The organism is Clostridium sp. DFI.1.208 (assembly GCF_024463855.1).
Taxonomy (GTDB): Bacteria; Bacillota_I; Bacilli_A; order Erysipelotrichales; family Erysipelotrichaceae; genus Clostridium_AQ.
Map to the genome: position 1 here is coordinate 159,274 of NZ_JANGCA010000001.1, position 12,477 is coordinate 171,750.

Here is a 12,477-nt window from a genome sequence, read left to right on the forward strand (position 1 = left end):
AGCCGGGTATTGAAAAAATACATAAAAAGAGGCAGTCCGTCCGGATTGCCTCCATTCTGTTCGTTACGCTTCTTTGTTATCTTCCGCTACAGCTGCAGGCTTTGCATCCTCAGCCTTCGCTTCTTCCTTCTTTTCCGGTCTTGGTCTAGGAAGCAGTGCCTTGGCACTGACATTCACACGGCCGCGGTCATCGATTTCCGTAACCTTAACACGAACCGTATCACCGATGTTCAATACATCCTCCACCTTGTTGACACGCTCATGATTGATTTTGGAAATATGCAGCAGTCCATCTGTTCCCGGGAACAGATTAACAAATGCACCGAATTTTTCAATACGGACAACCTTGCCCTCGTAAATATCTCCAACCTTGGCTTCCCGCACGATATCACGGATCATATCCGCTGCATGATTGATTGCCGCACGATCCATATGGTAAATAACCACATGTCCGTCATCCTCGATATCGATTTTGACATCATCGCTCGCCTCGATGATCTTGTTGATCATCTTGCCGTTTGGTCCGATAACCTCACGAATCTTTTCCGGATCGATATAGAACTGCTCGATCTTCGGAGCATAGGTTCCGACATCTTCTCTCGGTTCGCTGATTGCCGCCATCATATTTTCCAGAATCTGCGCGCGGGCAACCTTCGCCTGTGCCAGAGCTTCTTCAAATACTTCCTTTGTGATTCCTGTCACCTTGATATCCATCTGCAGTGCTGTGATACCCTTGCTTGTACCGGCAACCTTAAAGTCCATGTCACCGAAGTGATCCTCCATACCCTGAATATCCGTCAGTACGGTGTACTTTCCGTTTTCCTCATCCATGATCAGACCCATGGCAATACCAGCCACCGGCGCCTTGATCGGTACACCAGCCGCCATCAGCGACATGGTTCCGGCACAGATGGATGCCTGGGAGGAAGAACCGTTGGATTCGGTTACCTCGGCTACCGTACGAATCGTGTAAGGGAAATCCTCAACACTTGGCAGTACCTGGGACAGTGCACGCTCACCCAGTGCACCATGACCGATCTCACGACGGCCAGGGCTTCCCATACGTCCTGTTTCTCCTACGGAATACGGCGGGAAGTTATAGTGATGCATGAAGCGCTTCGTCTCCACCTCTGTTAAATCATCAATGATCTGATTATCATTCATCGGTCCCAGCGTCGTAACGCTTAACACCTGTGTTTCCCCACGGGTAAACAGCGCACTGCCGTGTGCTCTTGGCAGAATGTCTACCTGAGAGTCCAGCGGACGGATTTCATCGATTTTACGACCATCCGGACGCACCTTATCCTCGATGATCAAGCGGCGTACCTCATCTGCCTCAATACTGTGGCAAATCTGCTTTACCTGCTTGAGCACCTTCGCCTTTGCGGCTTCATTTTCATATTCCCTGGCATCGAATACAGCGACAGCTTCCTCTGTCAGCTCATCGATTTTGCCATAGCGTTCCAGCTTCTTTTCGATGGATACCGCATCACGGATCGGCTGTTCAAACTGTGCACGCACCTCGCGGTCGATGTCCTCGTCCACGGTATACAGCTTAACCTCCATCTTTTCTTTTCCAACGGCTGCCGCGATTTCTTCCTGAAAGGCAACCAGCTGCTTGATGTGCTCATGACCGAACATGATAGCACCCAGCATCGCTTCCTCGCTTACTTCCTTCGCCCCGGATTCTACCATATTCACGGCATACTTTGTACCTGCAACTGTCAGGTTGATATCACTCTTCTCCAGCTGCTCCGGCGTCGGGTTGATGATGTATTCGCCATCCACGCGTCCTACCATAACACCGGCAATCGGACCGTTGAACGGGATATCGGAAACACACAGTGCCAGGGATGCCCCAAACATTGCTGTCATTTCCGGTGTACAGTCCTGATCTACGGATAATACCGTATTCACAACCTGTACCTCATTGCGGAAGCCATCCGCAAACAATGGACGGATCGGACGGTCAATCATACGAGCCGTCAGCGTCGCATGCTCACTCGGTCTTCCCTCTCTGCGTAAAAATCCACCGGGAATCTTACCAACAGAATACAGCTTTTCTTCAAATAAAACGGTCAACGGAAAGAAGTCAATGCCTTCCTTTGCCTGCTTGCTGGCTGTAGCTGTTGATAATACAACGGTGTCATCATATCTGACCAGGACAGCTCCACCTGCCTGTTTTGCCACTTCACCAGTTTCCACTGTGAGCCCACGCCCACAGAAATCTAAACGAAATACCTGTTTCGCCACGTTCTTCACCTCTATTTTTCTTATCTTTACCATGATATCATATTTTAAAAGCCAATAAAAGAAAAAAAGCTCTTTTCGAGCTTTTTTACTATTTACGCAGTCCCAGACGAGAAATCAGTTCCTTGTAACGGTTCAGGTCTTTATTCTTCAGGTATGCCAGCAGGTTTCTACGACGACCAACCATCTTCATCAGACCGCGCTGAGAGTGGTAATCGTGCTTGTGCTCCTTGAAGTGCTCAGTCAGCTGGTTGATTCTGTAGGTCAAAACAGCTACCTGTACCTCTGGAGAACCTGTGTCTCCTTCAAAACGTGCATACTCTTTCATAATTGCCTGTTTTTCGCTTTTTAATAACATGTTATTTCCTCCTGTTTTCTTATTCGTTCTATACTGAGTGAACCGCTGAGGAATATTGCGCGTAGACCAAGTATAAAACCTTTGATATCATAGCACAGCAGCCGCTTGAATGCAAGCATTTTTTAAGAATCCAGCCATTCCACACATCGTGGATGAAACTGCCGCACTGCGGCCCTTTCAAGCTGCTGCTTCTGTTGAGCATCAAAGTCTTCAAACGGCAGAAGCTGCAGGGCTTCCTTTTCCAGCTTCCAGCGTCCTGCGACATTTCCCTGATACAGGAAGCAGGGGTATACGATTCCCTGCAGATTGAACACCCTACGCAGATGGCGCTGCGGTAAAAACGGGTTTTCATGCTTTTCATAGCCCAGCATCAGCGGATCGAAGCCGCTGAGAAACACAACGGTGGGAATACGGGGATAGGAATCTGTTTCCTCACAAAGCTCATACACCGTATGTCCCCCGCATGCACTCATCTCTATGTCGGAGATATTCTGCAGGATATCCTCCAGCTCCTTCTTTTTCCAGCCGAAGAAATACCGGGCATCCCGCAGTGTTACCGGGCCATAGCCCTTGAGATACCGGCAGACAAGCTCCTTGCGGCAGGCATCCAAATCCGTTCTAAGCGCTATGGGAGCATAGGCGAATTCCCGTGATGCCGCATGCTGGAAAATCACCTTTCCCTGGATGTTCAGCACAGCAAACAGGCCGTCCCAGCTGGAGCATGCCAGCTCACACAGCTTCTCATCCAGCCCCATCGCAAGCAGCCTGGTATAAATTTCCCGGCGTCCGCAGATGCCCTGCTGCAGCATCTCCAAAATCGCAGCACAGAAAATTTCTTCCTCCTGCGGTGTATAATAGCGGGCCATATAGTAGTTGCGATGCGCATAATCCTTCCACAGTGCCGAGGTGATCAACAGGCGGTCCTCCGCATCCAGCAGATGCAGCGTTCCGCGAAAGGCGCGTGTTTTCACGCTCTGCTTGACCCATTGCTTCCATGAAGCATCCCTTGTCCTGAGTTGCAGCGACATTTGCGCATGCCGCAGAAACTGCGCCTGCAGCGCCAACACATCTCGTGCAGCTGTTTGCGCATCACAGCGTGAGGTCAGGTGCTGGTGGCAGAGTATCTTTCGTTTACGTTCCGCTTCCTTCATAACGCTTCCTCCGGTAAAAAATCAACCAGTACATCATGAAGCAGCAGCATACCTTCATCGGTTGCTTTCACATGGTCATTTTCCACCACCAGCATACCGCTTGCGATGTTTTTTTGAAGCGCCGCAGGATAAAGCGCTGCAAAGTCAGCCGCAAAGCGTTCCCGAAACAATGACAGACGCATCCCCTGTTTCATCCTGAGCGCCATCATCAGCATCTCAAACATTTCATCCTGCCTGCTCAGCTCTATGATATCCGGACAGCTGCCCTTTTGCAAATAGGTATGCAGATTGCGGGTGTTATCATAGCGGATATGTCCGCTCTTTCCGCTGGCACCGCATCCAATTCCGCAGAAATCCTCATAGTTCCAGTACATCTGGTTGTGCAGGGATGCTGCGTTTGGCTTTGCGAAATTGCTGATTTCATATTGTGTGAAGCCATGCTGTTGCAAATAGGACACTGCATACAGATACATATCCGCCTCGACATCCGCATCGATATTCTGTACACCGTCTCGCCCAAACTGGGAATGCTCCTCGATGGTAAGGGCATACAGCGAAATATGGGATATCTGAAAATGCTGTACGATGTCCTGCAAATCCTCCTTCCACATCTCCATCGTCTGCTGTGGAAGACCATATATGAGATCAATGGATATATTATGAATACCATATTGGTGCAGCTGCTGAATGCGCTCCACTACCTCTTTTCTGGTGTGCCTGCGTCCGATGATGGGCAAAAGCGTGGGCTGCAGGGTTTGCACGCCCAGTGAAATACGGTTGACACCATATCGCTTCAGCAGCACTATTTTCTCATCCTCCAGTGATTCCACATTCGCTTCCATCGTATATTCCTGTACCTTCGCCGTATATGGGGCAAGCAGCTTCAGCAGCTGCTCCAGCTGTCTGCTGTTTAATGCACTCGGGGTTCCACCACCGATATATGCTGTTTCCACCGACACCTGCGCAAGCTTTTCCTGCAGCTCCCGTTCCACTGCAAGCAGCCACTGGTCCGCAAGTCCCGCATGATAGCGGCACCGGGTAAAATCACAATAGGCGCAGATATCTCTGCAAAAGGGCACATGGACATAGACAGCTTTCATACAAACCTCCTAAACCGTATAATATACGTATTTCTTACCGATTTTCCGCCGCTGATAGCAGTGCTGCTTCACCAGCAGCTCCATGGCACAGCGTGCTGTTTCATTACATACGCCGGCATATTCCATAAACTGCCGTATGGTGTAATAGCGATATGGCTGGCGATGATCGACAAAAAACATCAGCTGCTGTTCACTCAGCATCGGATACTGCTCCAGCAGCTCCTGCAGCTGCATCGTCTGACAGGCGGTGACATCCGTTTCCGTTAATGATAGCATGGATCGTGAAATTTGCAAGCGGATATCATCCAGAAATGTCAGAAAGCGTACACTCAGATCCCCTGTAGCCATGCTGTCCGACTGTTCCTTCAGCGCTAAAGCAAACGGCGCATGACAACAGGCATGCACCAGCAGGCAGTCCAGATAGGCATCCTCTTTTGTAAACATGGATAGAAAAAAGATGCGCAGCAAAAGCGGCTCCTCATCCTGCTCCAGAAATGTCACAAGCTCATGCGGCAGCGGTGCAAGCGCCATCAGCTCGCCCGCCTTGTGCAGCCAATGCGGATAATTTCCTGCAAGCAGGACACTTTTTTGAACAGCCGCAGAGAAATGGCGCTGCATGGGACAGCGATACAGCAGCTCTGTTGTCTGCTGCAGCTTTGCACACAGGGCTCTTGTCATAACGATATCCGCATGCAGATCCGCAAAGCAGAAGCTGCGGCGAAGCAGGGCGCGGTAATCCTCCACCTGCTTCCAGACCGCATCCAGCACAACCCCTGTTAAGTCAAGCCTTTGTGCCAGCTCTCCTTTGCTGACATAGACCTCCTCGGTATACTTCCTGGTTTCCTCAAACATATGTTCACCTCGCCACCAGTGTAGCATGAATTTTCTATCAGCTGGAAGCAATCGACAAAAGAAGAAAAAAACAGATCATTTTCGACCTGTTTATTTGTCATCATCGTCCATAGAAAGCACGGCCATGAAGGCTTCCTGCGGCACCTCTACACTACCGACAGACTTCATGCGCTTCTTTCCTTCCTTCTGCTTCTCCAAAAGCTTTTTCTTACGGGAGATATCTCCACCATAGCATTTCGCCAACACGTTTTTACGCAAGGATTTGATATCTGCCCGTGCAACGATTTTTCCATTGATCGCAGCCTGAATTGGAATTTCAAACTGCTGCTTTGGAATCAGCTTCTTCAACTTTTCACAAATAGCGCGTCCTCTTGGATAAGCAAATTCCCGATGTACAATACTGCTCAAGGCATCTACGATTTCCCCGTTTAACAAAATGTCCATTTTAGCAAGCTTATTCGTCTGATAACCGATCAGCTCATAATCCAAAGACGCATATCCCTTCGTGCAGGATTTCAGCTTATCGAAGAAATCAAACACGATTTCTCCCAGCGGAAGCTCATAGATCACATTCATACGGCCCTCATCAATATAGACCATATCCTTATAATTCCCACGCTTGCGCTGACACAGCTCCATGATCGGCCCGACATAATCATTCGGCGTCATGATGCTGGCACGTACAAACGGTTCCTCGATATGATCGATTTTCTGTACATCCGGAAGCAGGGATGGATTATCGATGGACAGTATGGAGCCATCTGTCAGATATGCATGATAGACAACGGAGGGTGCCGTTGCAATTAAATCAATGCGATATTCCCGCTCGATCCGCTCCTGAATGACATCCATATGCAGCAATCCCAGAAAGCCGCAGCGAAATCCAAAGCCCAGTGCCTGCGAGGTCTCTGCTTCAAACTGCAAAGAAGCGTCATTCAGCTGCAGCTTTTCCAATGCATCCCGCAAATCGTTGTATTTACTGGAATCAATGGGATACAACCCACAGTACACCATCGGGTTCATTTCCCGATACCCATGCAATGGCTCGCTTGCAGCATGATCCGCATGAGTGATGGTATCTCCGACACGCACATCCTTGATGGATTTGATAGAGCCGCAAACCCAGCCTACCTCGCCGCATTCCAGCACGTCTTTCTTAACTTCCTTCGGATTGCGAATGCCTACCTCCAGCACCTCGTATTCCGCTCCACTTGCCATAAACCGGATATGATCACCAACCCGCAGAGTTCCTTCCTTGACGCGAACATAGGCAATGACACCGCGGTATGCATCATACAACGAGTCAAACACCAGCGCCTGCAGCGGTGCATGCGGGTCCCCGGACGGTGCCGGTACATTGCGAACGACTGCTTCCAGCACATCCTTTATGTTCAAGCCGTTTTTCGCCGATATGAGAGGTGCGTCGCTGGCATCCAGTCCGATAACATCTTCAATTTCCTTGCGCACAACATCCGGCTGTGCACTGGGAAGATCAATTTTATTGATAACCGGAATGATTTCCAAATCATTGTCCAAAGCCAGATATACATTGGCCAGTGTCTGTGCCTCGATGCCCTGAGCCGCATCCACGACCAGAACAGCTCCCTCACAGGCCGCAAGCGAACGGGATACCTCATATGTAAAATCGACATGTCCCGGTGTATCTATCAGATGGAAAATATAATCCTGTCCATCCTCCGCTTTATATTTCAGCTGAACGGCATTCAGCTTGATTGTAATGCCACGCTCCCGTTCCAAATCCATGGTATCCAGCAGCTGTTCCTTCATTTCCCGCTGTTCAACAGTATCTGTAATTTCAAGAATACGATCGGCCAGAGTTGATTTCCCATGATCAATATGGGCGATGATTGAAAAATTTCTTATGTGTTTCTGATCCATATTCTCACTCCTAACGCAAGGACTATTATAACAGGAAAGTTGTGGGATGGAAAGCAAATTTAGCGAGTAGAAAGCAATTCCTCTTGACCTTTTCAGCGAGTAGTGCTAAAGTTTAGTGGAAAAGGATGAGAGAGCCTTTTTACGTTAGAATTTTTCTAACAAAGAAGGACCCGCTGTAGGAGGCGGGTCCTTTCTTTCATCTGCCATGCATTTCTGCCCGTTTATGTTGCCTATAAACCACTACAGAATGACGTCTTCATGTAAGCTAATGTCATGTGATTGTATCTATGACCTTTTCAATGCGGCGTCTTTTCTTATACATAACCATGTAAAGAATGAATCACCACATGCACTACTAGGTCCACGCTTAAATTTATCTTTTATAAAGCAGGTAAACAGATACATAATTAAGAAATAAAGAGTATTATGAACCAAAATAGAGCGTAGTCCAAACAAACTGATATATAAAAACCTCAAATGACACTATTATCAGACAAAGCAACTATCATAATATCCTCATTTAAACGAATTCCTCAGATAAATCTGTTAAAGCCAAAGAAAAATCCTTTCTTTAAATGATGTTTTTTATAAAACAACACAGCGGCCAAAAGAATTAACAGTAGAGTAGTATACGCTGCATAACCATGCATAAGCCATCGATATGGATAAAACAGTTGGTAAAGGATGTTCAAGCCTATAGATTGGAAATTATCCGGCAGCATAACAGGAAACAGCATTAGTAGAAAGGCTCCCAGCATGACAAAGGTCCGCTGATTCCATCGCTTCATGATTTCACAGAGAAGAAGTATCCATGTAAGTAGCAATAACAGTTGAGCAGCTAGCATCCATGTTAAGAATTGCCACAAAGGAATCGCAATACCTGAGTTGAAATAGTCTTGAATTTCATATAATGGAGTCTGAAACGATATACTCGGATATAGCTGTATGATCCTGATGAGCTGCGCTACATACAGGATAATAGTCATGATTGTCACTATACAGAACAAGTGTCTTATTTTCCAATTATGAACATCACAACGGGATGGACTGCTGCTTTGCAGCGTCAGCATACCGCTCTTCAATTCTCTGTGGTAGCTTTGTACAAGAAACAGGATCAGGCAGGTTACCGTCAGTAGATAGCTGCTTTTTTTCATAGCTCCATCTTCAAAAAGCAGGCGATATACATCCTCTTTCAACAGCTTTCGATCTACAGCCTCCCTTTTTCTTTGTTCATAAGCCGCTTTATATTCCTGAAACGCTTCTAAACCCTCTAATTTTCTAGCAAGCTGACTTTGCTCGGCAAGGGTTACTGAATTCTGATACTGCTCCTGCAGTAATCGAAATACCTGTTCTTGTTCCTCCATACGCTGATTTGCCTGCACGCTTACATGATCCCCAATCGTATCAATATAATAATTATACTGTCTATCTTTATTCGTTGTGACGCTCTGCTGTTGGGCAATCTGAAAGATGCCGATGCATACCGCAAAAAGCATTCCATATAATAACTTGTCCTTAAACAGCAGTTTTCGCAGCTCCTGCCAGCCTAGGCACGAGGATTTAATATGCAAAGCCCTGGCATACTGTGGTAGAATTCGGCGTTGCTGCCGGATCGGCTTACAATACCAGAAACAGCCTATCAGACTCATTGCAAACAACACCAGTGGAAGAACCGCCACCATGGATACCTTGTTAAGCGCCACAGAGCCGATCCGAAAGAAGCTGTAATCTGCCAGCAGCTTCACTGGATGCAGCAATACATACAGGTTGATATCATGCAGAAAAGCGAATTGAGATACGGCAGAAAAATTAGTATAAAGGAGGAAGGAACCACCATACACCAGAATCAGCAGCAGTAATAAGACCCCTAGGGAATTACATGCATAGGCCGCCGCTGACAGTATGACCGCAAGCAGGCAGAAGCTTGCTGCACGGATGATAAAAATGCATATAAGGAATTGTCCGATACTCATCCCATAGGGTGTCATTGACAAAAAGGCTATTGATTGCACAGGCGCCTGAACATCCAAACCACCATAAGCAAGAATGGAAAGAACAGCACACTCTGCCATCATGAGAAAACACCCCACGATAACCAGGATATTCATGACGAATAATTTACAGATGTACTGACGGATACCTCCATATGCCATGCTTTTGGAGTAGGTAAGATATCCGTTCTCCTTCTCTTTCATAATCAAATGCAGGACCAAATATACCATCCAAGCTATTATAAGAATATCCAATGGTGTAAAATTCAACACCTGCTGTAAGCCTGCAGAGGGTTCTGCCTTTGTGATAGATACCTCCAATGCATCGTATGCTTCAAAAGTGCGCTTCGCAATGCTCTTATCTGCTGAATGCTTGCGAAAAATCGAAATGCGGCTGCGCTGATTTGCATCCTGTGCAATGGAAGCCTTCCATGCGACATACCCATCTGCCGCCTGTATCTCTGCACGGATCTGTGCAATTGCCTCTTGTTTCATCTGGAAAGAATCTGCATCGTTTCCTTTGCTTTCTGCCGCTACAAGCCATTGCTGCTTCACCCACTGTTCCCCGTAATTTTTTTCATAATAATAGATATTTGGCACAGCATTCATATCATCAATGGATACCGCAAACCCGCTGCTCCTCTGAAAATTGATTTGATCTTCCTGTTCCTTCAGCCAGGCGAGTGGATTATCCTGCTTGTATGCAGCTTCATAGTAGGTCTTATAGCCGCCTTGAACAAGATGATCACTTTGTATATGAAAAGAAAACACGGCTGCATTCAAAATTATCAGCAGGAGTAAAAAGAGCATTATTTTTTTATTACGCCAGATTTTCAAAAATTCAAATCGAATCATGCACCACTCCCGAAATAATATAAATACACATCATTCAAGTCAGGCTGTACCCTACGTCCCGACAAAGAAGAAGCGTCATGTGTAATCAGTCTGGCAAATAATGCATTCTGCTCATAATGCAGATTACTGATCTGATATTTTTTCTGTAAATTGTTTAATTCTGTTTCTGTCACTTGTATTTCCATTACATTTTGCTGCACACTTCTCAACAATTCCTGTGGTGTAGCTTTCAAAAGCAGTTTTCCTTTTTTTAATAAGATTATCTGATTAGCGATAAATTCTATATCACTGACAACATGGGTCGCAATCAAAACAATACGTTCCCGGCTCATACGAGCAATCAGATTTCTCAGCTCGATGCGCTTTTGGGGATCAAGACCTGCCGTTGGCTCATCCAAGATTAAAATAGAAGGATTTCCCAATAGGCTCTGTGCAAACATCGCCCGCTGCTTCATACCACCGGAAAAGCTGCGGATTTTCTTATAAAGTACATCCTGCAATTCCACTTCTTCAGCCAAATGCTGAATCATCGCATCCAAGCCGTGCTTCGCCATCCCCTTCAAAGAAGCGATATACAACAGATTTTCCTGTAATGTAAAATCATCATACAAGCAGTTTATTTGTGGCATATACCCGATGCATTTCAGATAGGAGGACCCCATTTTACGAATATCAGCCTGATTTAAGTACACCTCTCCCTGTGTTGGCTTTAGCAATAAACTGAGAATATTCATCAAGGTGCTTTTCCCGGCACCGTTGGGTCCCAAAATACCATAAATCCCATTCTCTAATACCATATTCACATGATCAAGTGCTAACTCTCTATCGTATTGCTTACATAAATTCCGTATTTCAAGTCTCATATCGTGCCTCCCTGTTACTCCAGCTGATAGAACTTCAGCCGTTTATCAAAATATCCAGTTTCATTATCCTTTGATCCGATATAGCCATCCTGATAGTGCTGATATAGGTCGATTCCTATTTTATATTCTGGATATAAAAACTTCTCTTTTTCTGTGTCATAAATCTGATAATGCACCTTGCTCTGTCTTGTACCAGGGTGTGTCAGATAGCTTAAGCGAAGTAAACCATCGCTGCTCATTATATTAAAATGAGCTTTTTCTTCAAACGGAGTAAACGTCGCAAGCTTTACCTTTTCTTTTGTTTTCACATCATAGGAAAACAGATCGTTACTTTTTTCATTTGCACCATAAAGCTTTCCCTTATACATCATAGACGTTGAAATTGTATTTTCAGAATTTATACAGCTAATTTCCCCTGAGGAAATGGTGTATGTATAAATCGGCTTTTCTTTCTTTGTGTATACATCATCTATATAATAGGCTTTTCCATCCTGACAGCCAAGGTAGTAAAAGTATCCGTCCTGATCATTGCTTGTCGAAGCTATCCTTTTCTCTTTTTCTTCATTCAAATCATATACATAGAGGCTTGTTTCAGTAATACCTCCCTGTAAATCATCAATTTCTCCCATCATATTACAAGAGAGAAACAATGTATCCTGATACAGAATTGCCTGATTCAGCAAGGCTCCTTGGGGCAGCGTATAGGCAACACGCCGGTTATTCCCATCCGAATCCGCTTTCATGATAACATCCTGAAAGCTTGTTGTTCCATCTGACATATAATACAAGTATAAAGCATTTTTATATGGTGTAAGCATCCCTAATCTGCGACCTTCATATTCCCCTAATTGCACAGCCGGACATTCCATGCTGTCATGTTTACAATTTGCTTTGCTACAAAGTGGTACGGAAGCTTTCTCCTCAGAATCAAAATATTTTACATTTTTCAAGACATTTCCATCTGCAGTTTCTTCTCCTACCTCTTCGATAAAGTAGATTCCTTCCTCTGCATCTGTTACAGCTACACCCGAAAATTCCTTCACTGCATCCGGATCCCAGTTTATTTCATCCTCTCTTGAGCATCCACTTAAGGTGCTAAGTCCGATGCATGAAAGGATTACAAGCATACGATTAAAACATAAATTAATTTTTTTCATA

At 45.7% G+C, this 12,477-nt stretch carries 9 protein-coding genes; all 9 read right to left on the reverse strand.

The genetic code is table 11. From position 1 onward, the window contains the following. Positions 1-63: 63 nt before the first annotated feature. The 9 genes from pnp to NE665_RS00885 all read right to left on the reverse strand — a co-directional run bounded on the left by pnp (position 64) and on the right by NE665_RS00885 (position 12,476). The gene (gene pnp, locus NE665_RS00845; RefSeq protein ID WP_117441552.1) at positions 64-2,253 is read right to left on the reverse strand and encodes a polyribonucleotide nucleotidyltransferase; all 2,190 of its coding nucleotides are present in this window, start codon (positions 2,251-2,253) and stop codon (positions 64-66) included. An 88-nt stretch (positions 2,254-2,341) separates the two neighbouring features. After that, positions 2,342-2,608, reverse strand: coding sequence for a 30S ribosomal protein S15 (gene rpsO, locus NE665_RS00850; protein ID WP_002608951.1), 267 nt, complete (start codon positions 2,606-2,608; stop codon positions 2,342-2,344). A 122-nt stretch (positions 2,609-2,730) separates the two neighbouring features. After that, entirely contained in the window at positions 2,731-3,759 is a 1,029-nt protein-coding gene (locus tag NE665_RS00855) for a crosslink repair DNA glycosylase YcaQ family protein (protein ID WP_117441551.1), read from the reverse strand. After that, positions 3,756-4,859 carry a radical SAM family heme chaperone HemW gene (gene hemW, locus NE665_RS00860; protein WP_117441550.1) on the reverse strand — a complete coding sequence of 368 codons (1,104 nt, stop codon included), beginning with the start codon at positions 4,857-4,859 and terminating at the stop codon, positions 3,756-3,758. Before hemW ends, NE665_RS00855 begins: the two co-directional genes overlap by 4 nt. Positions 4,860-4,868: 9 nt before the next feature. Continuing rightward, complete coding sequence (locus NE665_RS00865) at positions 4,869-5,711, reverse strand: hypothetical protein (RefSeq protein ID WP_117441549.1); 843 nt, start codon at positions 5,709-5,711, stop codon at positions 4,869-4,871. Between the two features lie 90 nt (positions 5,712-5,801). Further along, positions 5,802-7,610, reverse strand: a complete 1,809-nt coding sequence (gene lepA, locus NE665_RS00870; RefSeq protein WP_117441548.1) for a translation elongation factor 4 — start codon at positions 7,608-7,610, stop codon at positions 5,802-5,804. 533 nt (positions 7,611-8,143) lie between these two features. Further along, positions 8,144-10,456 carry a hypothetical protein gene (locus NE665_RS00875; RefSeq protein WP_117441547.1) on the reverse strand — a complete coding sequence of 771 codons (2,313 nt, stop codon included), beginning with the start codon at positions 10,454-10,456 and terminating at the stop codon, positions 8,144-8,146. Continuing rightward, on the reverse strand, positions 10,453-11,319 hold the full coding sequence (locus tag NE665_RS00880) for an ATP-binding cassette domain-containing protein (RefSeq protein ID WP_117441546.1): 867 nt from the start codon (positions 11,317-11,319) through the stop codon (positions 10,453-10,455). Before NE665_RS00880 ends, NE665_RS00875 begins: the two co-directional genes overlap by 4 nt. Before the next feature lie 14 nt (positions 11,320-11,333). Then, the gene (locus NE665_RS00885; protein ID WP_117441545.1) at positions 11,334-12,476 is read right to left on the reverse strand and encodes a hypothetical protein; all 1,143 of its coding nucleotides are present in this window, start codon (positions 12,474-12,476) and stop codon (positions 11,334-11,336) included. Position 12,477 lies beyond the last annotated feature (1 nt).

Bases quoted from the DNA above. Each gene is read 5' to 3' on its own strand.
- lepA (WP_117441548.1), bottom strand. From the start codon at position 7,610: ATGGATCAGAAACACATAAGAAATTTTTCAATCATCGCCCATATTGAT.
- hemW (WP_117441550.1), bottom strand. From the start codon at position 4,859: ATGAAAGCTGTCTATGTCCATGTGCCCTTTTGCAGAGATATCTGCGCC.
- rpsO (WP_002608951.1), bottom strand. From the start codon at position 2,608: ATGTTATTAAAAAGCGAAAAACAGGCAATTATGAAAGAGTATGCACGT.
- NE665_RS00855 (WP_117441551.1), bottom strand. From the start codon at position 3,759: ATGAAGGAAGCGGAACGTAAACGAAAGATACTCTGCCACCAGCACCTG.
- NE665_RS00880 (WP_117441546.1), bottom strand. From the start codon at position 11,319: ATGAGACTTGAAATACGGAATTTATGTAAGCAATACGATAGAGAGTTA.
- NE665_RS00885 (WP_117441545.1), bottom strand. From the start codon at position 12,476: ATGAAAAAAATTAATTTATGTTTTAATCGTATGCTTGTAATCCTTTCA.
- NE665_RS00875 (WP_117441547.1), bottom strand. From the start codon at position 10,456: ATGATTCGATTTGAATTTTTGAAAATCTGGCGTAATAAAAAAATAATG.
- NE665_RS00865 (WP_117441549.1), bottom strand. From the start codon at position 5,711: ATGTTTGAGGAAACCAGGAAGTATACCGAGGAGGTCTATGTCAGCAAA.